Raw genomic sequence first — 23,243 nt, 5'->3', positions numbered from 1 at the left:
CGACCCGGCGACGGTCATGACGCTCGTAAGCGAGCTGCGCGACCGCTTCGGGGTCGAGCCCGTCCTCCGGGTCCTGAACATCGCCCCGTCGACCTACTACGGCTGGCTGGGCCGCGAGGCCGCTCCCGGCCCGCGGGAGGTCGAGGACCGTGGGCTGCTGTCGGAGATCGTCGACATCCACGACCGGTCCGGGCAGACCTATGGCAGCCCGCGCGTGCACGCCACCCTCGCCCGCCGTGGCATCCGGGTCGGCCGCAAGCGGGTCGAGCGGCTGATGCGCGAACACGACCTGCAGGGCGCGTTCCTGCGTAAGGGCTGGCGGGGCGGGTCCACCAAGCAGAACCCGAAGGCCGATCCGGCGCCGGACCTGGTCAACCGGAACTTCACCACCGACGCCCCGAACCGGCTGTGGGTGGCGGATGCGACCCGCATCGCCTGCGGTGACGGCGTGCTGTGGCTGGCCGCGGTCCGTGACGCGTTCTCCAACCGGATCGTGGGCTGGAAGACCTCCGACCGGTGCAACACCGACCTCGTCCTCGGCGCCCTGGAGTACGGGATCTGGTCGCGCGACGTGCGTGACGGGCAGTTGATCCATCACAGCGACCGCGGATCGACCTACACCGCGATTAGATTCTCCGAGCGCCTGGCGGACAACGGGATCCTGCCCTCGATGGGGTCCGTCGGCGACTCCTACGACAACGCCCTGATGGAGAACTTCTTCTCCACGCTGAAGATCGAACTCGTGTACCGCAACTCGTGGCGCACTCGCGACGAGGCGGAAAACGCGATCTTCGCCTACATCGACGGCTGGTACAACCGCGAACGCATCCAGAAGGACCTCGGCTGGCTGTCACCGGACGAGTACGAGGCCGCCTGGTACACAAACAACATCGATACACCCAACCCTGTGAACACCACCCATGAGCAGGCTCTAGCCTGCTAACCAACCCTCCGCGTTATCGGGGGAACCTCAGGGTGGCGATCCAGTCGACGAACCGGCCGATCGCCCGCGGGTCGACGCTGTAGTCGTTGGCGTCGATGCGGATGTAGTAGTCCCGGCCCAACCGGACCCGGCCGGTCAGCCCGACCTGCGGCGCCATCGGCGGCAGGGCAACCATCCCGGCCCGATCGGCCGGCCACCGATCCACCGGCCGGGCGCCGATCGCGCGCAGGTGCCGCACGTTCGCCCGCTCCGTCAGCCACCGGCCGATCTGGATGTTGAAGTCGAACGGTGAGGTGAACGTGCGCCCGGGCAGGAACGAGGTCTCGAAGAACCCGTTGCGCCGCTCGACGAGGCCCTTGGACTCCGGATCGCGTGGCGGAGCCAGTTTGATCCGAACGCCGAGCGTGCCGGCGAACGAGGCCGCCTCCATGGTCAACCGGCCCGTCCCGCCGATCGCCGCCTCCCGATCCCACAGCAGCGTGCGTGGGCACGCGCCCCAGTCGGCGATGACCTCCCACATCCCGGCCAGGATGTCCCCGGCGCGCCGCGACGGGATCATCACCGCGTCCGTGACCCGTGAGTGCCCACAGGTCATTGCCAGCACCGGCAACACCCGCGCCTGGCCGGCACCCACCGACACCGGCAACGGCGGGAACCACAGATCACACTGCGCCACCTCGCCCGGCGCATACTCGATGCGGTCGGCCGGGTCCACGCCGGCGAACAACGGCCGCAGCTCGCGCACCCGATCCTTGAGCACCGTCAACGACCGGGTCCACCCGATCCGCTCCGCGATCACCGTGGCCGGCATCGTCGGCCACTCCGCCAGCAACGAACGGATCCGAGCATCCACCGCGTCCACCGCCGAACCCCGCGGCGCCCGCTCATACTTCGGCGGCCGATCCGACGCCAACGCCCGCGCCACCGTGTTCCGCGAAACCCCCAACCGCCGGGCAATCGCTGCCTGACTCACACCCTCAGACCGGTGCAACCGGCGGATCTCGGCCCAGTCCTCCACACTGATCACACCCCAAGCCGTACACAGAGTGCTCAGTTTTCACCCGTCGACTACGGCTCAGTTTTCACGCGTCGTCGACAGCGCCAGCACGAACCCGGCCAGCACATCCACCTCGAACCGCTCGATGTCCTCGGCCGACGCCGGCGCACGCCGGTCACGCAGATCCCGAACGACCGCCAACCCCAACTCAAGACCCTCGCGTTCACGCCAACCGAAGCCACTCCAGACGATCCGAAGCAGCTTCAAGATTCCCGAGAAGAGTTCAGAACACAACCTTTGATCCGCATCGCGAGAACCGCAAGCTCAAGCACCTACGCAAACAAACACACGACGACGAACTCAAGCGATGTCCTACTTCCCCAACCCGCGGAGGTCGCCGATGACTGACGACCACCCCTGGGCGCCAAGGTCTGGACCGGTGTGCGGGGGGTGGCGTGAGTGACCACCTTCCCGGGCCGCGGATCGGATCGCTGTGCACCGGATACGGCGGCCTCGACCTGGCCGTCGAGCTGGTGCTCGGCGGCCAGCTCACCTGGTACGCCGAAACCGACCGGCACGCCCGCACCGTCCTCGCCCACCAATGGCCCGGGCTGCCCAACCTCGGCGACATCCGCATCGTCGACTGGACCCGCGTCCCGCCCGTCGATGTCCTCACCGCTGGCTTCCCCTGCCAGGACATCTCCAACGCCGGCAAACGCGCCGGCATCACCGGCCCCACTCCAGCCTCTGGCGGCACCTCACCCAAGCCCTTCGCATTCTTCGACCCCCGGTCGTGTTCGTGGAGAACGTCGCCGCCCTCCGCAGGCGCGGACTCGACGTCGTCCACGCCGACCTGGCCGCGCTCGGGTACGACACGAGCTGGCTATGCCTACGCGCATCCGACATCGGCGCCCCACATCGACGAGACCGGCTGTTCCTGCTCGCCGCCAGCCGAGGCGGGGGAGAAGGTGCGGACGCTGCCGACACCCTGTGCCCGTGACGGCAAAGGACCCGGGCACAAGTACGGGCTGCCCGACGTCGTCGAACCCCACGGCACCCGCCACGACCTGTTGCCGACCCCACACGCGAGCGACACCGGCACCCCGGGTCGCCGCGCAGGTGCCGGCTTCCGGCCGCCGCTGCCACAGGTGCTCCTCCCCACGCCGCAGGCGACGGACGGGCAGAAAGGTTGCCCGGGACAACGGGGCTCCCACGGTGACCTCACCCTTCCGTCCGCGGCCGTGCGTTGTGCAGCGCCTGGCCTACCGACGCCCCGAGCCTCCGACGCGCGAGGCCCCGGCCACCACGGCGACGGCGGCCCCGACCTACGCACCACCGTCGCACAGCTCAGCAGCGGCGCACTCGGAAGACTCGACGAGGCCACGTGGGGGATCTACGCACCGGCGATCGCACGCTGGGAGCTCCTGATCGGCCGGCCCGTCCCCGCGCCCACCCAACCCGGCCAGCACGGCAAGCCCGTGCTCGCGCCACCGTTCGTGGAATGGCTCATGGGCCTACCCGCCCACTGGGTCACCGACCCCACGTTTGATCTACCACGCACCGGCGCGTTGCGTGTCCTCGGCAACGGCGTCGTCCCCGCACAAGCCGCGGCTGCCCTGCGTTTCCTCCTCTGCCGCCACCACTGACAGCCACACCACACGGGCTCTTCGCGGGCGGCCCTATGCGGCTGCCCGCGAAGAACCCTGCCGCGGCTCTGGCCACATCACCCAACACCCCTGGAGCCCTCTCTGCACTCGAACCCATCTCGATCCCGGCGCCGCCTACCGCCACCCGCATCTCTACCTGCCCACCGAGGAGATCAGTCCGACGATGAGGGCCCACGCCTCTACACCCCCGCGGAGGCCGCAGCCCTGCTGCGCGTCCCGGAATCCTGGCTGCGCCGCCTTGCCGGCCGCCAGACCCCCCGAACTTTCTCGGAGAACACCTGCGTTTCTCCGCCGTCGACCTCGCCGCCATCATCGCCGCCGCCGAACCCGCCACCGGACGGCGGCGGGCCAGGCAGCCACGCCCACCGTCCACCGCCGACTTGCCCCCGCCCCCGAAGTCACGCGTCAATCACGACCGCACCAGAACCGAACCGATCGGAGTAACCCATGGCCTGGGTGGATAGCGCGGCAGAAGTTCCGCGTCCGCGTTGCGACTGCCGACCCCAGCGCAGTCACCAGCACGAGGGCTGCGGCCACAGCGGCGGCCAGCCGCAGGGCCCGCCGCATGAACGGTCGCGACCGGGGCCGAGGCGAGGAAGTGCCCGGCGGTGGTATTGGCCGGAACCCGGTCGACCGGTTGTTGGACGTCCGTCCGGCCGTATAGGCCATGCGTGCCCGTCACGTCGACGTTCTCCTCGTCGGCGGTGAGGTCGGACGCGCCAGGCGGCCAGCATCGCGGTCAGGCCGTCGGCGTCGGCCTCCCATCCGCCGCCTCCTCCGAGCACGCCGAGGAGCAGGTCGTCGTGGGCGATGGTGGTGAGGTTCGGCTCCTCGCCACCGTCGGGCCAGTGCTCACTCATGCCGCCACCTCGTCGAGTCCGTCACCGGCACGGACACGGAGTCGGGCGAGGGCTCGGGACTGGGCCACGCGTACGGCCGGTGCCGACATGCCGAGGATCGTGCCGACCTCCTCAGCGGTGAGACCGACCGCCACCCGCAGCGTGATGATCTCCCGTTGCACGTTGGGGAGGCGGTGCAGCAGCACAAAGAGTCGACGGGCCAGATCCGTCGCGACGGCCTGTTCCTCCGGCCCCGGTGCGGTGTCCGGTCGCTCCAGCGGGGTGTCGCTGACGGCGACGGCGGAGCCCCGCACCGCCGCCCGTTGGAAGTCGGCGACCTTGTGCGCGGCGACAGCGAAGACGAACGCCGAGAACGGCCTTCCCTGCTCCCGGTAGCGGGGAAGGGCCTTCAGCACCGCCAGGCACACCTCCTGCGCGACGTCGTCGGCCGTGGTGTGCGCCCCGCCGATGCGGCCCAGCCGGGCCCGGCAGTAGCGGACGAGCCGTGGCCGCAGGTCGGCGAGCAGGGCCGCCGCCGCAACCCGGTCGCCCGCAGCCGCCCGACGGGCAAGCTCTGGCTCGATCGCTGTGGTCATGGGATGCGAGACACCTTTGTTACCGGCAGGGCTAACCGCACGCTATCGAGACGTATGCAACTCTCCTAGCCCACGCTACGTCGCCGAACGGGAGACCCAAGAAAGTGGCTGCGTGAGGGCGTGCCGCCGCGACGTCAGCCAGCAATCAGGTGAGAGAGGGTCGGTGGCCGTCGAAGTCGCCGTGCAGGGGCTGACTAAGTCCACCGGTGGCCAACCAATTTGGTTGGACGACAGCCTTGCCCTGCCGGCTGGCGAGGTCTCCGTGCCGCTGGGTCGTCCGGCACCGGCAAGTCGGTGTTCCTGAAGACGAGCGGCCTTCGCGCTCGCCAAAACGGCCAAGCGCATCAGGGCTGCGCACTGGCTCGGCAGACGCCCCGCCGGATCCTCGACGGTTTCTTCGGTGGCCCTAACCCCGGCCGACGACCTCGCGTCCTGTCCACAGAATAATGCGGCTCAGATCCAAGATAGAGGGTCGACGGGGCGCCCGCCGAGACGTACCTCGAAGTGCAGGTGGGGACCCGTGGAAGCGCCAGTCGATCCGACCAGTCCGATGACCTGGCCGGCGCGGATGCGCTGACCAGGCGACACCATCAGTTTGGACTGATGGCCGTAGCACGTGGACAGCCGCTGCCCGTCAGCCCTGCCGTGATCGATGCAGGTGTAGTTGCCATAGCCGCCGTACCAGCCGGCGCGCGACACACGGCCGTCCGCGGCCGCGAGGATCGGGGTACCGGTCGGGGCGGCGAGATCCACACCCGCGTGCAACTGCCACACGTGGTAGTACGGGTCAAAACGGGTGCCGTACTTGCTGGTGAGTCGGCCCGACAGTGGACGCCCGAGCCGGCCCCCGCCGACCGTGGCGACGGTGCGGGCCGGTACCGCCACGGCGGGCACCGTGCGGACGCGACGGCTGATCTCCTGCCGAAGCCGCGCCTCCTCCGTCCGGCGGCGGATGAGTTCGGCCTGGCCGGAGGTGATCGCGCCGGACAGCGCGACAGCACGACCGGTGGGGGTGTCCACCACATCCGCGGAGTCCGCCACGGCGAAGGGCGACGCATCCGCATCCCCGCCGGCGGTCAGAGACATCAGCAGTTGCAGCACCGGGTCCGGCCCGCGCTGCACTCTGGTGAGGTCATCGCGGGTCCTAGCGAGAATGTTCTCCAGGTACTGAATCCGGTGCTGGACGTCGCTGAGCGCGGCTACCTGGCGGGCCTGTGGGGTGACGGCGGCGTCCACCGGCGGCTGCGGATACAGGTCGGCACCGGGGTCGCCAGCGATGAGCGCAGGGGCCGATCCGGGGCTCACGATCGGCCCGTCGTTGCTGGGCGGGGGTGAGACGCCCACCGGCGGTAGCTTGCCGGCGGTCGGCGGAATCGTCGCAGGTGGCGTAGGCGGTCGGGTCGACGCAGCGGCCGACGGGACGGGCGGCGGCTTCACCGTCGGCGGCTTGATGGGCGGCAGCGTCACCTTCGGCGGTTCAACAGGTGGCAGCGACACGGTCAGCGACGGGCTCGGCAGGGCCGGCAAGGTCGGCAGGGACCCCTGCGCTGATGAGCTTTGTGCCCCGGCGTCCAGGCAGAAGGACGTCACCATCAGCGCCGCCCCGGCGACGGTCGCCAGCGTGGCCCGCCTCCACCACCGTTTGCCCATGACGTACTCCCGCCGTCGACCCCGTTCCCGTCTCTCTGCTACATCGGATCTCGGTGCCTAGTCGTTACAGCCGGCAGGGGGCTGGCCGTGACGCCGCCGCAGCCGTCGACGCGCCAGCAGGATGCCCGCCGCGACCACGCTGACCATTACCGCCGCAACGGCCGGCACCCGCAGCGACCGTCCGGGCGGCCGGACGTCACTTGCCACGGCCGGCGGCTCCAACGCTGGATCTGTGGCCGTGGCGGTGGCCGTGGCCGTCGAGCCCGGGAGCAGATAGGCGTTGCTGGCGATTTGGGGATCCGTCGCGGTGGACTCCACCGAAGTGACACTGACCCGGTTGCGGACCAGCGTGCCCGACGGCACACCCGGGCGGATCCGCCCGGTGATCGTGATACGCGGCACCGCTGTGGCGGCACCCAGGAGCAGGTCACCGAGGTCGCAGACGACGACACGAGGGGATGCTGCACACCGACCCGGCTCGGCTTGGGCGATCACCCCGTCGAGATCAGCCGTGGTGGTGAAGGTGACCCGCGTCGCGGTGAGGGTGCCCCTACCGGAGATCGTGACGGTGTGGGTCACCCCCTGCTCGGGCAGCGCGCCGAACGGTGTCGACGTCAGCACCGGCGTGGCGTCCACCGCAGGGGCCGGTGGCGGCGCCGGAGCAGCCGCGGCCACGGCGCCCATCATGCCCGCCACCGACGCGGCGACAGACTCCCACATTCCCACACTGTAAGCCGACCGGCCCACGATCGCTCCCGGCCAGATGCCCCTTATGCTCAACCCACCCGGAGATCGTGCCAACGCATGGTCGGCCGAGTCGTCCCAGGGGCTACGGGCGAATACATCCTGCATGGCATCGCCTACGGCATCGGCACAGACCGACATTACGAACTGCTGGCGGAACTGCGGCAACGCGGCGAGCTGCCGGATGCCGTCCGGCGGACCGCACACTGGCTGTTGTCTTCACCGCCAGACTCACCGGCCTGCCGGGCCTGCCTGACCACACGCTCACGGTGACCGAAGTCGTCCGCGCCAACCAAACCGGGGCCAGCCCTTCCGTCTGCAGGTTGTGACGCGTTCAAGCGGTGCAGTACGGAGCCGGCTATCCCGAGCGCGGCGCAGCGATAGGCGCCAGCCGGCAAGCGGCGCGTAAGCGACGGCCAAACCTGGAATCTCCAAGAGGCGCGCCAGCGGATGGAAGCAGCCGTCCGGGGCATCGGGTGAGCCGGTGAGAGCCATCTGGGACACCCGGGGACGGCCTGAGGGGTCTCGCCAGCTGGTGGGGCGGCCACCAGAGCCGTGCCCGGGGGCACGTAGCCGCGTTAATGGCGTCAACGAGCCGCAACAGGAATGACGAGAGTCGAGCCAGTCTCGTGCCAGCGCCCCGGCCAAGCGGACAGCGGCTGTCTGTCGAGCAGGTCCGCCGAGGCTGCGCGGATGCGCCGACCAGTCCCAGGGCGACGAGTGCGCTCCCCTAGCCGCACTGCCTGCTGGTCGTCTGCGTTCTAGCGGGCCTTCTTTGTCGCCCGCTTGCGCGGCGGCGTCAGCAGGTCGGCGATCGCTGCGATCGCGGACGGCACCAGGCGGTAATAGGCCCAGACGCCGCGCTGCTCGCGCTCGAGCAGACCGGCCTCGGTGAGGATCCGAAGGTGATGGCTGACGGTCGGCTGGGAGAGGCCGAGCGGCGTGGTGAGGTCGCTGACGGACGCCTCGCCCTCGGGAGCGGACTGGATCAGGCTGAGCAGTCGCAGCCGGGCCGGGTCGGCGACGGCCTTCAGCACTCCCGCGAGCCGTTCGGCGTCGGCGCGCTTGATCGGCTCGCCGGCAAGCGGCGAGATGGCAGGCAGGGCAGTTTTCGCAGTTCCCACGTCTTCCATCGTTCCACGAACACCATCGATCGGCCGCTGGAACCGGAACCAGTATCCCCGATGGCGACCGCGAGGCCTCGGCGCGAGGGCTGCCACGGGGCGGGTCAGCGCCGGTAACTGGCGGCGGCGTGACTCGGGAAGGGCCGCGCTGTGCCCCGGGTGTGGTGTCCGAGATCTCCCACTCGGCCGCGGGCTGCTCCTGCCGCTGGCCTTGGTCACCATGCTGACGGTCAAGATCCCGATCGGCCTCGCGATGCTGCTCTACGTGCCCTTCGTGCCGATCGCGATCATCATCGTCACCCAACTCGTCGGTGTGTCGACGTTCTGCCGCGCATTCCAGCAGCGGGCCGGGTTGCATCACTATCTCTACCTGGTCATCGGTGTGCCGTTCTACCAGTGGCTGCTCGCAGCGGCCGCGATGTGGGCCGTGGTGGAGCACCTCAAGGGCAACAGGACCTGGCACAAGACTGTCCATGGCGGCCATCACCGTACCGCTGATTCGATCGGTTCGCCTCTGTCCCTGGAGTCCGTGTGACCACGCTGACCTTGCCGGTGGTGCGCCGGACCTCGATGGTCGACACACCAACGAGGCGGCGGTGGACAGTGGGGCTGGCCCGGCGCCGGCGGAGCCTGGCCCTGTTGGCGGTGCTGCTCACGGATCGTCGGTTTGGTCAACTCGTGGAACCTCCACGGTTGGCCGGGGCGGGTCAACGACGACGAGGGATGGTTGGCGGAGCGGTTCCTGGACGGCTCCACTCCACAACCGGAGGCCTTCGTCATCACGTCTATCTACGTCGTGTCGTCACACAACCTCGACCAACCTGCCTGGGCAGTACAGCTAGCTAGGGCGCCGGGTAGGCGGCGGGTCAGACTTCCGCCGCCTACCCGGTCCGGCGGGCGTCGCTACGGCGCCGTCGTGGCCGTCGCCCTAGCCTCGCTCGGGAACATGTGCTCGAGCATCCACTGGCCGCCGGTGTCGTAGACGTCGACGAGGTCCCGGAAGCGCATGTAACTCTCGTGCTGCTCGTTCGGCATCACCTGTGTCGCGAGCTCCAGCTGCGGCTTCTGCGCCTTGATCGCATTGACGACCGCTACGTTGCTGCTGAAGTTGACGTTGCGATCGTCGTCGCCGTGCTCGATCAGCGTCGGCGCCGTCCACGAGGCGAGATTGGCGATCGCGGCGCTGCCGGCGTTGCCGGCCATGTCCCAGGCGACCTTGAAGATGTCGGAGTTCCGCGAGACCCCAAGCGTCGTCAGGTAGCCGCCGTAGGAGAGCCCGTAGATGCCGACCTTCTCCGGCTCGACCCCGGGCTGCGCGAGCAGGAACGCCGCGCCGCCCTGGATGTCCTGGTACTCGCTCGCGCTCGTGCCGCCGCGCCCCGGGAACGTGCGCCACGCGTTGCCGTACATGATTCCGCCGCGGTAGTCGACGGACAGCACGACGCAGCCGTGGCTGGCGAAGTACTGGTTCATCTCGTACAGGACCGTGTAAGTGTCGTAGTAGTGGTAGCCCAGCAGCATCTGCCGCGACGGGCCGCCGTGCGGGAAGATCACCCCGCAGCCCGTCGGGTGGGCCGGCACGAAGAGCTGCCCATGGACGGTCTGATGGTCCACCGACGAGGGGAACGTGACCGGCTGCGGCTCGACGAGCTGGTTCACCGGATAGGAGTCCGGCAGGTCGGGCCCGCCCTTGGAGACGTTGCCCACGGCATCGCGGATGTACACCGTCGGCGGGACGTTGTAGCTGCCCTCGACGTAGGCGACCGCGCCGTCGGCGAGCAGCGCCGGAGCCCACTGGCTCGGACGGCCGCCCGTGATCGCCTGCGTCGCGCCACCGTGGAAGCCGACCGAGAACAGATGCCGGCGGGCGATGTCGCCGATGTTGGTGGCATAGACGATCGCCTTGTGGTCGCGCGTGACCTGCGCGGTCTCGACCTCGCCGTCACCCGGCGTCAGCAGCGTCGGGGTGCCGCCGGCGACGGGCACCGAGTACAGGTGGCGCCAGCCGTCGGCCTCCCACACGAACGCGAGCGTGCCGTCGTCGGACCACATCAGCTGGTCGCCCGGCTGGCTCTCGAAGGTCGGGTTCCCGTCGAGTGCGTAGTAGCTCGAGCCCAGCCCTGGCGACGCCTGCCAGACCCGCCGCGGCGTCAGCGTCGCGGCGTCGGCGACCCAGATCGTCCACGGCTGCCCGGAGACGGTGCGCCGGAACGCGATCTGCGTGCCGTCGGGCGACCACACGGGGTTCGCGTCGCTCGCGCCTGTGTGCGCGATCGCCGCCGTCGTGTACGTGCCCATGTCGAGCACCTCGACGCCGTTGGAGCGCACGTAGAGCAGCTTGGAGCCGTCGGGCGAGAAGCGCAGGTTCGACGGCGAGCCACTGGACACCGTGAGCAGCGGCTTCGGGCTGCCAACGTCCGCCAGCTTGCCCTTGTCCCACGTCAGGGCGGCGCTCATGATGCTCGTGCCGTTGACCCACACCATCATGCGGTCATCGGGAGTGAACGCTGGCGCGAGCCCGTCGCCGAGCAGCCGTGGCTTCCCGGCACGCGAGGCGACGATGTAGACCTCGCGGTGCGGCGGGTCGGGCGTCGAGGCCGGGTTGAGGATCTCGCCGTCGCTGTTCGGCGAGCTGCCACGCACATAGGCGATTGCGCCGCCATCGCGCGACACGGCGAGCTGAGAGAGCTCCTGGCCGTCGTCGTCCGGGTAGTTGACGATGCGGTGCGAAGGACTGCCGGAGCGCATGAAGTAGATCCCGCGGTCGTAGGCCGCACGCGTGATGTAGGCGATCGAGCGGCCGTCGCCGGAGGCCTCGGGCCCGTAGGCGATCGGCGCCTGCAGGATGTCCGCGACCGTGAACACATCGTTGGCGCGCGCCGGCGGCGGGGCCCAGGGGCCGAACGACGGTACGGGCTCGGTCAGCGACTGGTTGGGGCTCCCCGGGTAGCTACGCACGAACGAGATCTGCCTTCCGCTGGGCGCCCACGCCGGCGCGCTGTCGGTCCCGAACGAGGGGTCGACGTAGCCGATCTGGTCTGTCTTGACGTCGTAGACCGCGATGAACCCGTGGTCGCCGCGCGGGTTCTCGAACGCCAACTGCTTGCTGTCGGGCGAGAACACCAGCTTGCCGACGGTGCCGCGGATCGACAACAGCCGCTCGGGATCACGCCAATCCGCCTTCGCGTTCGCGCGCGTCTCGCTCCAGATGCTCTTGGCGTCGTCGGACACCCAAGCCGCCCGCCTGCCATCCGGCGACAGCACCGCCCCCGGCGGCGGCGACGGCGCGGCCGCCTGTGCGGCCGTGCCGAAGTCGACGCCCGCTACCAGCGCAACGGCCACGGCGCTCCCAGCGGCGACCATTCGGCGTGTCAGCTTACCCAGTTCCAACAACCGTCTCCGTGAGCGCACACTTCCTCCTGAATCTGTCGGGCATCGGCCGCAGGCCCACAAAAGCCATCGGCCTGCTCGCGACGGCGGCCATCCTCCTGGCGCAACGATATCGATACATGTCTCGATGAACAATGATCGAGCAGCACTACGTGAGAGTTCCTTTGACAGTGACGCCGCGCGGCCAGAACGAAGGGCGCGAGGACTGCGCCACCGCATCGCCGCCTCCACGACCCGCCGGCTCCGCAAACGGCTCGGCATCCCACCAGTGCCGGCACGCCGGGGCCACACCACGTGGCCACAGTTCCTCCGCACCCCAGGCATCCAGGACGCTGGCCTGCGAATTCCCCATGTGGACTGCGCGCTCAACCTCAAGCGCCTGTACGCGTCCTTCGTCCCGGAGGCCATGCCCGTTTCGGCTGCTGTCTTTCCTGTGAGCTGTTCACCGACCCGGACCGGTCCATCAGCGCCATCGCCAAGCCCGTCGGCGTCTCGAGCAGCACGATCTGTAAGGTGCCGTAGGTGATCTAGGGTGGGCGGCGTTGCCAGAGGTCGGCCTTCTGGCGCGGCATGGGAGATGCGCTGCGTTCGGAGAGCGGCACCGCGTGTGGTGGTCCTAGCGTGCGGCCCGGCCAGCCGGTGGTGGCTGTGACCGACTTCGACAGAGGCCCTAACCCGTAGCCCTGCTCAACGCTTCCTGTGCGATCATGTGCCGTCCCCTCTAACCCTTTTAGAGGATTCCTCATGCGACAGCGTCGGCAAGTGGCGCGTGCGGCCCTCACCGCAGCCGCCGCCACGGCCATGCTCGGGCTTGCCGCCCCGGCCTGGGCCACCGGCAACCCGCACAACCCGCCGGGCGACAACGGCACTGTGAAGATCGACGGGGTGCCCTTCTCGGACAAGGTCGACAACCAGCCGCACGTCACCTGCGAGTTCGAGCTCGAGTTCTTCAACTTCGACAAGAACCAGAAGGCGAACCTCACCCTCTGGGCGCAGCCGCCGTCAAGCACCCCGAAAGACAAGATCGTCTGGTCCCGGCAGAACGTGCTGATCAGCAACGACCCGGCCTCCGGCGCGGAGAACGACCACGACGAGGTCATCCGGCTCTCCGCCAACGACCTCGACCTGACCGGCCTCAAGCTCCACGAGAAGCAGGGCTACCACATCAAGCTCGACGTGGACCTGATCGGCGGCAAGTCGGCCAACGGCAAGCACAAGGTCTTCTGGCTGAAGCCGTGCGCATCCTCGGAGTCCCCATCGCCGAACCCGTCGACGCCGGGCGGCGAGTTGCCGACCCCGACTCCGGGCGGATCGGACAACCCCTCCGAGAACCCCTCCGGCACCCCGGGTGCCCCGGGTTCCTCGGTGGGTGGCGGTACCGGTGGCGACACCGACACTGGCACCGAGGGTGGCCTGCCGCTGACCGGTGTGGCCGCGACCAGCATCTCGCTTACCAACCTCGCGCTGATCGGTGGCGGTGTCCTGCTGATGGCGCTGCGTCGTCGCCGGGACAAGGTCCGCTTCACCAGCTGACCTCCGCGCTACACGGACCGGCCGTCGGACCTCGCGTCCGGCGTCCGGTCCGTTCTCGCGGGGATCGTTCGGTGCGGGCCGGGACGGAGGCGCCGGGGCGGGGCGGGTTCACCGGCACTCGACTGCACACCGTCGACTACCAGAGCCCGGAGCCGTTCCGAGGGCAGCGGGTGGCGCCCTCCGGGGCATCGGACCTGTCACCGGGCCGTCAGAGGCGACGGTCATCTGCTGGCTTGCGGCGCGTCGGTGATCCACTGGTCCGGGGGGTGTGCCGCGTAGCCCGTTGTCGGTGCCGTACACGCGGCATGTCAGCCCGTAGGCGTCGCGGCGGTTCGTTTCACCGATGCCAGCCGCATCCAGCAGCGACCGTATCCGCGCCTCTAGTCCCTCGTGGTTGGGGCAGCCCTCGAAGTACAGGCGGCGGACCCGATAGCCGAGGCGACCGCCGCCACCAAGATGCTCGCCAGCCGCGCCCTCAGGAAGGTACAGGCGATTGAGCGGCCGACCGGCGTCGGACGGGAGCATCGAGAGGTGGTCCAGGCCTTCCTGGCGGCGGGTCGCCGCGGCGACTTCGAGGAGTTGCTGCGGGTACTCGACCCCGAGGTGAAACTGACCGTCGATACCCCGTCCGGCGTAGTCGTCACCCTCGGCGCCACCAAGGTCGCAGCCGGCGCGCAACTTTGCGGTCGCACCAGCCATTGCCGCTGCAGCGCTGTGAATCGCCCCGAGTTTGATGGCAGTCGCTGCCTGGCTCGCCCCGGCGGAGTCGTTCTGGGGCGGCGGCGTGCCGCCGACAGCAACTACGCCTGACAGCAGCACGCGGAGGAGCGCTGGCATGGACGAGGCTCCGAGTTCGAAGCCGTTCCCCGCCGCGTGCGAACGCGATGCACAGCGAGAGCGAGGGGTTGCTGGCGGCTCCGTTGGGAGCTGATACCACGGGGCCATTCGTCTTTAGGAAAGGCTGCTTCGCTAGGTCCCGTGCCGGCGTCACTTGTCGCAGCCGATGCCGTCCCCGTCTCGGTCGAGGTCGTAGATGTCGGTGCCGATGACACGGACGGGCCCCTCGACGTAAGCCGGACCGTCGCCACTGCCGCCGGCGCAGTCGACGTCGCTGGCGATTGGGACGCAAGCACCGCTGTAGTTCGGGTCGCATTGCTTGGCCGTCTTCGTGCCGACCCTGACCACTTGGGTGACGGGTGCCGTGGTGACCTGCGAGCGGATCAGCTTCTTGGCTGTCTGAACGCCATCGGTGAGGGTCACCTGGTAGGTCAGGGTCTTGACTCCCGGGGTGCCGCGGGTGGTCACCTTCTTGGTGCCCTTCGGCAGGGAGGAGTCGTTGACCGTCCTTGTCTGGTAGGGGATCTTCTGCGTCTCGGTGACAGTACGGGTCTCAACGACCGGGGCGGCGGCAGCTGTGGGGGTCACCGCGGTCGATGAGGTTGCTGCTGGCGTCGCAGGGCCTGCTGTCTCTGGCACCGGCGGAGCTTGCGCGGCCTTTGCGGACGTGGTCGGTTCAGTCGTGGCGTCCTTGTCGGAGCTGGTGGGGGAGCCAAGGGTGATGATGCCGGGCACCCCGCAGCACAGCACGATCAGCACCGCCGCGCTTATGAGCGCGATCATGCCCTTGGATGATTTGGGTCGCGTCGTCGCCTGGTTCCAGCTTGTAGCTACCGGGATCTGCGCGGTCGGGTATGGCGGCACCTGGCCGCCGTGGCCGAGCTGCGGCTGGTAGGGCGGTGGGGGCGTTTGGTCGTGCCAGGGGTCCTGCGGAGGCGGGTACGTCACGTGTCCGAGTGTGGTGACCAGTGTCAATGCCTGACACGGGCCGGTTGGCCACGATGTCTGTCATCATTTCGACGGACGGTCGACTCGCTCGGATTGGCGGCTGCCGCAGCCCATGGATCGTCGTGCCGCGAGGGCTGATCCGGCGTTGGGGCGACGGTGCAAAGAGCGTGGGAAGGGGGAACGCCGGCCCACCTATGTTGGGCCGGCGTTCGGTAACTTGCGGCGTCAGCAGTAGGTGTAGCCGCTGCCGCGCTTGGTCCAGGTGCAGCTGTCGATGAGGGTGCCGGACGGGTTGCGCAGGTAGGCCTTGTCGCCGGTGTTGTTCCACACGTACCAGGAGCGGCCCCAGTAGCGGTGGGCGCTGGTGTTGGTGCCCTTGCCGGTGTGGATGTACACGCTGGCGCCGGACTTGAGGGAGAAGTTGCTGCTGAACTTGTAGGTGTAGCCCGTCTTGTCGCGCAGCGTCCAGCCCTTGAGGTTGATGGTGGTGCTGCGCTTGTTGGTCAGCCGGACGTACTCGGCGTTCAGGCTGCTGTTGGACCCAGTGTCGCTGCCCGGGGAGTCGTAGTAGATCTTGGTGATCATAATGGCCGGGGCGGCCTGCGCCGGGGCGGCGACGGCCAGCGACCCGCCGACGGCGACGGCGAGCGCGGAGACAAACCCGATCAGCCTTCTCTTCAAGTGGTCCCCCTGGTTGGAAAGTGGAGGCCGGCGTGAACCCGTCGCCGGCCGGATGCCTTGATGGCATCACATGTGCGCAAGATCGTAACCGTGGCGACCGACGGATTCGCTACCCACGCGTAGGGCACAGAAGAACCGTGTCTACCTGGGCATTCGTGTATGCCCGTCCGTCTTGAGCAGCGAACATTTGTCGGACCTGCCATTGGATGACAGGGTGAATGGGCAGCGGGGTGCGAGGCTCTACGGTCAGGGCGTGGGGTTCTCCATCAAACTCGCGCCCGGCGTCCGGGTCCGTGCCTCGTCGCGTGGCATCCGTACCAGCGTGGGCCCGCGGGCAGCCCGGGTCCACTTCGGCGCCGGCCGCACCGGTTTCTCAACAGGGGTGGGCCCCGTCGGGTTTTACACCTCACTCAGCGGCGGCCGCCGGGGCAGCTCCGCGGGCCGGGCTACCTCGGCGGCGAGCTACCAGCGCCAGGTCGCCGCGCAGCAGCGCCAAGCGATGCAGGCGCAGCGGGTCGAGGAAGCACGAAGCTTGGCGCAGGCATTCCTGCGGATTCTCGAGCTGCACCGGGTCGATTTCCCTGCCGCGTCGCGGCCGATCGCTCCAGACCCCGCACCACCAGATCGAGCCGCCATCTACCAGCATTACGAACGGCACGCCCTGGCCGGCATCGGCTTCTTCGAGCGCGCCAAGCGCGCTCAGGCCAAACAGCAGGCCGCGCAGTGGACCGAGGCTGAGGTCCAGCGACAGTGGGCCTCGCTACGGGAGCAGCAGAAAGGCTGGCAGCAGTACCTGGATGAGCGCTGGCAGCAGCTCTGCGCCAACGTGTCCGAGGTTGTTCTGGAAACCTTGGAGGAGGCCTTCGAAGACAACGAGGCACCGAGCGCCGCAATCGGCGTCACCGGAGATGAGGTGTCCCTCGTGGTGCTCGTACCCGCCGTCGAGCACGTCGTGCCCGAACGGATGCCCACCACCACCCAGGCCGGGAACCTGTCGCTGCGTAAGCTTCCTCAACGCGAGCGGGCCGACTATTACAAGCTGTTCGTCTGCGGCCAGGTCCTCGTTACCGTGCGGGAAGCCTTCGCCGTTGCGCCCGGCATCACTACCGCACGCGTGGCCGTGCTCCGCCACGACGGACCGGACAGCTACGGCCAGCCCCGCGTGTCCTGCCTGCTGGCCGCAAAGCTCGACCGATCCGCGCTCAACGGAGTGCGGTGGGACGCCGCCGACGCCGCTGCCATCATCAACGACACCAACTCCCAGCTGCTGCTCAACCCACGAACCCGCACCGGCGAACTCCTGCCGCTAGACCTCGCCACCGAGCCGGCACTCACCGAACTCATCAACGCCGTTGACCTAGCCGAGCTCGCAGCCGCCCCGAGCGAGATCAAGGGCTGACGCCGGGGGCCTCCTGCTGACCCGGCGACGGTCTGCATACGAACAGCGGTAGAACAACGACACCGCCAGCGGCCGCCGTCAGTCACTCCCCGCAAAAGGAGGCTGCTGGTACTGGTAGACGTCGGTGCCGTCCAGCCTCTCGACGAGCACATAGACGTGCTCAACCGTGGGCCCTGCGATATCGCTGGCCCCGATGTAATAGCCGGTCTGAGGCAGCTCGACCACCGCCGGCGGGCCGCCGTCAGCTGTGACCTCCACGGGCATCAGCCTCCCGTCGACCGGTCCACCCAGAAACCATGCATCTACTGCCGCCATCCAGCCATCATGCCGCCGCCTACCGATCTGTGGTTGACATTCACGGCTGACATCAACCGCTGCCGCCCGAGGATGGATCTCTGCATATGAAGGGGTCAATGGCGCACCAGAAGTAACTGCCGCGAGTTCGGGACGAAACGCTCTGCTCGCTGAGATGTCGTCAGGCGCTCCCGGCCGCGCGGTCCGCTCCTTGGGCTTGCGAGCGGAGGAATGCGGTCCAGGTCGTCGCTGACCTGTCCGGTGCGGGATCAATGCCGGCCTCGCGCAGTATTTCCACACGGTGGACGCGGCGACCTTGATCCCGAGGGCGAGCAGTTCGCCGTGGACACGCCGGTAGCCCCAGTTGCTGTTCTCTCGAGCCAGACGTAGAGCCAGGGCGCGAATCGAGCACAGTGCGCGGAGCCGCCCAGGTCGGCGAGGTCGGGAGACGATGGCGTGGCGGCGGGCGAGCAGGTCGCTTTGCCAGCGCAGGATGGTGCCCGGGTGCACGAGCAGTCGGAGCTGCCGCAGCACGGCCCGGGGGAGTGGGCGCAGCAAGGCGGGCAGCAGGGCCCTGTCGGCGGGCTGGAATCGGACGCGTCGGTCGCCGAGTTGGCGCTGCAGCACGGCGATCTGGTGGCGCAGGATGAGGATCTCGACGTCCTTGTCGTGATCGATCCGGGGCAGCAACCGCAGCAGCGCGAACACGTGGGCCACACCGAGGTAGGCCAGTCGCAGCAACACGAGACGGCATCATCCCGTAGTCACCGACACCGATCGGTCAGGTGACAAGCCGAACCAGCCGTGGTCGGCCGCCCAAGTACCGACGAGTTCGCCCTGAATAGCGCGGACGGCATTCTCGGCAGGCACAACGCCGATGGGGCCTTCGTAAAAGATCAACGATGCATGGCAGCGGGACCTTAATTGAGGGCAGCGGAGCGCGCTGAACGGAAAGCTAATTGACGGCGGCGTGTCGAGCGAGAACGCTGGGAAGCGGGGCGGCCCTCCAAAGCACGCGACACTCGGCACGCCGCCAGAGAAGGCGTTTCGGCCAGCATCGACGACGTCCGGCATCGACAACGTTAGGAAGTCCTGCCATGGACGACCCGCGACCTCCCAGGTCAACAACCCGGGAATCTCGCCGGTCTGTGGGGCGCGCGTGGTGGCCGATCATCGGCGGTTGGGCCGCAGCGGTGCTGACAATCACCAGCTGCGGGCAGCCGGTGCGGCAGAAACCGCCAGCAGGAACTTCGACCGGAGTCGTCAAGCAGACGATTGGCGTGATTCGCGCGCGCTACACCACGATCATCAGGCAGGACGGACAGGAGTTCCGTCAGGAGTACGAGGTGATCGCCGACGGCGATCGGCGTACCCGCATCAACTACTTCGGGGAACCAGAGACCGATTGGGAGAAGAGGACCGACGGCAGCTGGACGGTGTGGGACGGTCAGGTCCTGCTCGACTACAACCCGAATGACGCGCCGGCGTACACTCGGCTCGACGACCGGGACGCCGGCCAGCGGCCGGTCTACGTCCTTCGGCAAGGCTCACCGCATTTCCGGCGGGCATGCCCGCAGGCACGCCGCCTGGGAACGCACGCCCTACTTGGGCGCACCGCCGTCCGCTATGCGTGCGCCGCCTCAAGCGACGAGGGCGGGATGCCCGAGCCGCACGAGATGTCGCTGGATCAGGCGACAGGGCTCCTACTCAAGGACGACGGAGCCACGTTATCCATTGCGGCTAGCGAAGTCGATTTTGATCGAACTGTGGACGTTGGCACATTCTCCACTGAGCTACCCGCTCGTGCACAAGACGCGTCTGATTCCAGGATCGACGATTTCCACCTGCCGCGGGTGGGCGGCGGCGAGCTGACATTGGCTGCCTATCCGCCGCCGTTGGTGATCGTCGTCGGAGACGCGGCGGGCATCCGAAAGATGGTGGCCCGGCTCCTACCGTTGACGCAGGGCGGCGTCCGACCGCGGGTGATCGGCATGCTCGTCGCAGTACCGCCCCCGGATTGGAAGGGCAGCCTGCTCAACCCAACCGACGCCGCGTCCTTTGCCGAGGAGACGTCGAAGGCGGCAGGCGCGTTCCCCGTGCCGGTTGGCGTCGACATCAAGGGTGCGGCCAGCTACCTGATCAGCCAGGCAACCGGTATCGAAGCCGGGCAGACCGAGCCAACCGCGGTTGCTTTCGTCGCCTCCGACGGAACGATGGCGCACGCCAGCACGGATGCTGCAACCGACGACAAGCTTCGCGAACTGATCGACACGCTGCAATGATTATCCGTGTGCCTCGATGAGCACGGTTCGGCCGTTGCGCCGGAAGTGGAAGTCGCGCGTTGGTGAGCCTGCGAATTCCATCGGCAATCCTCTGCCCAGGGCTTCGTGCTCGGTGACCTCGTCGGCGTGCCCAAAGGGGCAGGCCATTCGGTTTCCTGACCGACCCGACGGCGCGTGTCGCTGTGCGGGCGATGGTCGGCACCGGACCGCTGACCGTGGCCGTTCGGCTGCCGAGCCGGCGCTCAGGGCGAAAGCGGAGCGAAGGTGTCGGGATCGATTCCAGCAGCCCTGTAGCGTGCCCACGGATCGCCCCCAGCACCAGGCACCTTGGCGGTACTCGTATCCGGGCCTTGGTGACCGTCCAATCCTCCTCCTTGGTGATCACACACCCTGACTACCGCGGTGCGAGTGGGTGGCTCCGTACGCATTCGCGCCCTTAGGACGCACCCGTGTTGCATAAGTTTGGTGATCGCCGATGTAGGACATAGATACGCGTCACACACCCTCCCAGAGGAGGCCCCTCATGCCTCGAACCACCCCTCCCCTGATCGCCGGCGTCCTTGCCGCCGCGCTCGTCGCGCCGGTCGCGCCGGCGCAGGCGAGCAACCCACTCGCCCCGATATCCAGTTCCCTGGCGCGGACGCTGACGACAACCTCCGGCATGATCCCGGTGTTTGTGCACGGTACGAGCATCGGCGCGGCCCGGCAGGCGGCCGCCGACACCGGCCTTACACTCGTCACCACCTGGAACAAGATCGGCGTCGCGGTTGCGCGCGGCACCGCTGAGCAGATCGCGGCCGTTCGCGGTCATGCCGGTGTCACGTACGTCGAAGGTGACCAGCCGCTGCGGCTGCACCTGTCGACCTCGAACGTCGCTACCCGAGGCGAGCAGGCGCGCGCTGAGCTGCGCGACGGACAGGGACGGCCGGTCGACGGCCACGGTGTATCGGCGGCGATCATCGACACGGGCGTGGACGGCACGCACCCGTTCTTCCGCAACGCCGACGGCACCAGCGCAGTGAAGCTCAATCTGAAGAACATCTGCGGCCCGCTCGCCGACCTGGGTCTGCCGCTCCCGCTACCCAACGACTCGTGCTTCCTCGACCTGACCGCGGCCAACGACACCGACACCCTGTCGGCCGGCGGGCACGGCACGCACGTCGCAGGGATCGTCGCCGGGCGGGACACGACGCTCACCGACGGCACCCGGCTGCACGGCGCTGCCCCTGACGCCACGCTGATCAGCCTGTCGGTCGGCGCGGGACTGAGCATCTTCGGTGCGGACAGCGCGCTGAACTGGGTGCTCGAGCATCACCTGAACCCGTGCGCGGGCTGCCCACCGATCAAGGTGAGCAACAACTCGTACGGCCCCAGTGGCGGTGGGGCGTTCGATCCGAACTCGGCGACCACCAAGTTCCAGCGGGCATTGGCCGCCGAGGGTGTCGTCACCGTCTGGGCGGCCGGCAACGACGGCCCGGACAACAGCGCCACCAACCCTCCGGGTCAGGACCCCACTCCGGGAATCATCATGGTCGCCTCCTACGACGACCACGGCACCGGCACCCGCGACGGTAGCGTGTCCACGTTCTCCAGCCGCGGGGCGGCGGGACACCCGGAGACCTACCCGGACGTCTCGGCACCCGGATCGAACATCACCTCGGCCTGCCGGCCGTACCTGCTGATCTGCTCGACCGGTCTGGACCCGCACAACGGCCCCGGGCCCCTGGACCTCGGCACGTTCAACACGATCAGCGGCACCTCGATGGCGACCCCGCATGTCGTGGGCATCGTCACCCAGCTGTTCCAGGTCGCACCGAACGCGACCCCGGCCCAAGTCGAGGACGCGCTCAAGGCCACGGCGTACAAGTTCACGGACGGCGCGGCCTACCAAACCGTCGGGCCCTACACCATCGCAGTTGACAAGGGAACCGGCCTCGTCGACGCGTACGCCTCGGCGGTACGGCTGGGGGCGACACCTGCCTGACGGCCGGTCAGCTCAACGGCGCAGTAGCGAGTGCAGCCGAAACAGCGCCACGGAGCAGATCCGACGCCATCAGCAACGCCGATAGCCAACTGTCTGCTCGGCCCGAGCTGCCCGGGTGCCGGTTGCCGACGGCTGCTCATCGCGCGGTAGGCCCCGTTCCGGGGGGTGAACGGGGCCTACCTGTGCGCCATACGGGAACCCTGGGGTCGAGGGGCCCACCCGCTCCGGATGGTGGTCGCACACTCCGACCTCTCAAACCGGCCACCGAAGCATCGGAGGAACATACTAGGCAGAATCCGCGGTACATGCAGAAGCGGGCAACCGCTTGAGTCAGGCTGTGCCCGGGCCATGAAGCCGTTGCACCCGACGTCCTACCGCATGCGGTGGTCGTCCACCGCCTGTAGGGTGCCCAGGTGAGCTTGCGTGGCCACGTCGGGGCTGGTGGGGGCGATCCGGGCGGTGTCCGGGGCGGCGTGACTCTGTTGTCGGAATCGATCACCGAGGTGGCGGTGACACGGCTGCGGCACTCCGTCGCCGCGGCCGCCGGCGCGGCCGGTCTCGCTGGTGACGGGTTGGAGGACTTCGTTTTGGCCGTGCACGAGATGACCACCAATGTCGTGCGTCATGGTGGCGGCAGCGGACGGCTCCGTCTGCTGCGCGACGCCGTGTCCCTGTCCTGTCAGGTCATCGACGACGGTCCCGGTACAGAGGATGTTCCGATCGCCCTGCCGCGCCCCCGAACCCCGGGTCACCGGGGCTTGTGGCTGGCCCAGCAGCTCACCGACAGCCTGGTTATCGACAGCGGGCCGCGTGGGACGACAGTAACCGTCACCGCCCGCCTGCCCGGCGTACAGTCGAGCGGGAACGGATGAGGGGCGGCATGGAGCAGACGTGGCAGTCGGAGACGACGGTGAGCGACGGGACCGCCGTCGTGACGCTGTTCGGCGAACTCGACATCGCCGCAGCCAGCCCGCTGGGAGACGTCCTGCAGGGCGCGATCGCCAGCGCGCCCCGCGTCCAGGTCGACCTGGAGCGGGTCAGCTTCATCGACTCCACCGTGCTGAACGCGTTCGTCAACGCCCACGGTCGTGCCACCGACAGGGGCGTCAGGCTCGCCCTGGTCAATCCCACCGGCCATGTCCGGCGCGTGCTGTCGATGACCGGGATCCTGCCATTGCTGGCCGAGCCCGACTCCGACGATTAGATCGAGCGCACTAACTATTCCCGGTCGTTTCCTCGGTGCTGATGGCGCGTTGAGCAGTTTGGGGGATCGTCCACATGAGGAACTTCTGATGGTTCGTCCGTTGACCTCGATGCCGGCCGTCGTGTCACCGC

The 23,243-nt window shown here is 68.6% G+C and carries 18 protein-coding genes and 2 pseudogenes; 10 read left to right on the top strand and 10 right to left on the bottom strand.

Translation table 11 applies throughout. From position 1 onward, the window contains the following. Window positions 1-943: IS3 family transposase (locus ACNAVT_RS31105; protein WP_416301507.1), on the top strand; the 943-nt coding region annotated here is incomplete at its 5' end. 28 nt (window positions 944-971) lie between these two features. On the opposite strand, the pseudogene istA reads toward ACNAVT_RS31105, so the two are convergent. Both istA and ACNAVT_RS31095 read right to left on the bottom strand, forming a co-directional pair. Beyond that, window positions 972-1,970: pseudogene (gene istA, locus ACNAVT_RS31100) on the bottom strand (IS21 family transposase); the annotation flags it as partial. 48 nt (window positions 1,971-2,018) lie between these two features. Continuing rightward, entirely contained in the window at window positions 2,019-2,207 is a 189-nt protein-coding gene (locus tag ACNAVT_RS31095) for a hypothetical protein (protein ID WP_416301504.1), read from the bottom strand. A 188-nt stretch (window positions 2,208-2,395) separates the two neighbouring features. Here ACNAVT_RS31095 and ACNAVT_RS31090 point away from each other — a divergent pair. Continuing rightward, window positions 2,396-2,940: pseudogene (locus ACNAVT_RS31090) on the top strand (DNA cytosine methyltransferase). 1,523 nt (window positions 2,941-4,463) lie between these two features. Here the strand turns inward: ACNAVT_RS31090 and shbA are convergent. The 4 genes from shbA to ACNAVT_RS31070 all read right to left on the bottom strand — a co-directional run bounded on the left by shbA (window position 4,464) and on the right by ACNAVT_RS31070 (window position 8,569). Continuing rightward, a complete protein-coding gene (gene shbA, locus ACNAVT_RS31085) occupies window positions 4,464-5,042 on the bottom strand; it encodes an RNA polymerase sigma factor ShbA (RefSeq protein ID WP_416301501.1) in 579 nt (192 codons plus the stop codon). A gap of 453 nt (window positions 5,043-5,495) precedes the next feature. Beyond that, window positions 5,496-6,692, bottom strand: coding sequence for a M23 family metallopeptidase (locus tag ACNAVT_RS31080; protein ID WP_416301500.1), 1,197 nt, complete (start codon window positions 6,690-6,692; stop codon window positions 5,496-5,498). Between the two features lie 57 nt (window positions 6,693-6,749). Next, window positions 6,750-7,412, bottom strand: coding sequence for a hypothetical protein (locus ACNAVT_RS31075; RefSeq protein ID WP_416301498.1), 663 nt, complete (start codon window positions 7,410-7,412; stop codon window positions 6,750-6,752). A gap of 785 nt (window positions 7,413-8,197) precedes the next feature. Beyond that, window positions 8,198-8,569 (bottom strand): ArsR/SmtB family transcription factor, encoded by a 372-nt coding sequence (locus tag ACNAVT_RS31070; protein ID WP_416301496.1) that lies wholly within the window; start codon window positions 8,567-8,569, stop codon window positions 8,198-8,200. Between the two features lie 211 nt (window positions 8,570-8,780). Between ACNAVT_RS31070 and ACNAVT_RS31065 the strand changes: the two genes are divergently transcribed. Continuing rightward, complete coding sequence (locus ACNAVT_RS31065; RefSeq protein WP_416301494.1) at window positions 8,781-9,095, top strand: hypothetical protein; 315 nt, start codon at window positions 8,781-8,783, stop codon at window positions 9,093-9,095. Between the two features lie 368 nt (window positions 9,096-9,463). Here ACNAVT_RS31065 and ACNAVT_RS31060 read toward each other — a convergent pair whose 3' ends face one another. Beyond that, on the bottom strand, window positions 9,464-11,950 hold the full coding sequence (locus tag ACNAVT_RS31060) for a S9 family peptidase (RefSeq protein WP_416301491.1): 2,487 nt from the start codon (window positions 11,948-11,950) through the stop codon (window positions 9,464-9,466). Between the two features lie 744 nt (window positions 11,951-12,694). Here ACNAVT_RS31060 and ACNAVT_RS31055 point away from each other — a divergent pair. Together ACNAVT_RS31055 and ACNAVT_RS31050 are read left to right on the top strand one after the other, a co-directional pair. Next, window positions 12,695-13,483, top strand: coding sequence for a hypothetical protein (locus ACNAVT_RS31055; protein WP_416301489.1), 789 nt, complete (start codon window positions 12,695-12,697; stop codon window positions 13,481-13,483). A 390-nt stretch (window positions 13,484-13,873) separates the two neighbouring features. Then, window positions 13,874-14,293 carry a hypothetical protein gene (locus ACNAVT_RS31050; protein WP_416301487.1) on the top strand — a complete coding sequence of 140 codons (420 nt, stop codon included), beginning with the start codon at window positions 13,874-13,876 and terminating at the stop codon, window positions 14,291-14,293. 177 nt (window positions 14,294-14,470) lie between these two features. Here the strand turns inward: ACNAVT_RS31050 and ACNAVT_RS31045 are convergent, their stop codons facing one another. Beyond that, window positions 14,471-15,103: a G5 domain-containing protein gene (locus ACNAVT_RS31045; protein ID WP_416301484.1), complete on the bottom strand. Its 633-nt coding sequence runs from the start codon at window positions 15,101-15,103 to the stop codon at window positions 14,471-14,473. A 390-nt stretch (window positions 15,104-15,493) separates the two neighbouring features. After that, a complete protein-coding gene (locus ACNAVT_RS31040; RefSeq protein WP_416301481.1) occupies window positions 15,494-15,949 on the bottom strand; it encodes a lamin tail domain-containing protein in 456 nt (151 codons plus the stop codon). A 253-nt stretch (window positions 15,950-16,202) separates the two neighbouring features. Between ACNAVT_RS31040 and ACNAVT_RS31035 the strand changes: the two genes are divergently transcribed. Then, window positions 16,203-17,348, top strand: a complete 1,146-nt coding sequence (locus ACNAVT_RS31035) for a DUF4236 domain-containing protein (RefSeq protein WP_416301479.1) — start codon at window positions 16,203-16,205, stop codon at window positions 17,346-17,348. Window positions 17,349-17,426: 78 nt separating this feature from the next. Here the strand turns inward: ACNAVT_RS31035 and ACNAVT_RS31030 are convergent, their stop codons facing one another. Then, complete coding sequence (locus ACNAVT_RS31030; RefSeq protein WP_416301476.1) at window positions 17,427-18,386, bottom strand: hypothetical protein; 960 nt, start codon at window positions 18,384-18,386, stop codon at window positions 17,427-17,429. A 449-nt stretch (window positions 18,387-18,835) separates the two neighbouring features. On the opposite strand from ACNAVT_RS31030, the gene ACNAVT_RS31025 reads away from it, so the two are divergent. The 4 genes from ACNAVT_RS31025 (at window position 18,836) to ACNAVT_RS31010 (ending at window position 23,112) form a co-directional block, all read left to right on the top strand. After that, a complete protein-coding gene (locus ACNAVT_RS31025) occupies window positions 18,836-19,924 on the top strand; it encodes a hypothetical protein (RefSeq protein ID WP_416301473.1) in 1,089 nt (362 codons plus the stop codon). A 523-nt stretch (window positions 19,925-20,447) separates the two neighbouring features. Continuing rightward, the gene (locus ACNAVT_RS31020) at window positions 20,448-21,908 is read left to right on the top strand and encodes a S8 family serine peptidase (protein ID WP_416301471.1); all 1,461 of its coding nucleotides are present in this window, start codon (window positions 20,448-20,450) and stop codon (window positions 21,906-21,908) included. Between the two features lie 473 nt (window positions 21,909-22,381). Continuing rightward, on the top strand, window positions 22,382-22,780 hold the full coding sequence (locus tag ACNAVT_RS31015) for an ATP-binding protein (protein ID WP_416301470.1): 399 nt from the start codon (window positions 22,382-22,384) through the stop codon (window positions 22,778-22,780). 8 nt (window positions 22,781-22,788) lie between these two features. Next, window positions 22,789-23,112, top strand: a complete 324-nt coding sequence (locus ACNAVT_RS31010; protein ID WP_416301468.1) for an STAS domain-containing protein — start codon at window positions 22,789-22,791, stop codon at window positions 23,110-23,112. Window positions 23,113-23,243 lie beyond the last annotated feature (131 nt).

Origin of the sequence: Micromonospora sp. SL4-19, assembly GCF_047921475.1 — a bacterium.
In the GTDB taxonomy this organism is placed as follows: domain Bacteria; phylum Actinomycetota; class Actinomycetes; order Mycobacteriales; family Micromonosporaceae; genus Micromonospora.
This window is presented reverse-complemented; position numbering and strand designations above follow the sequence as displayed.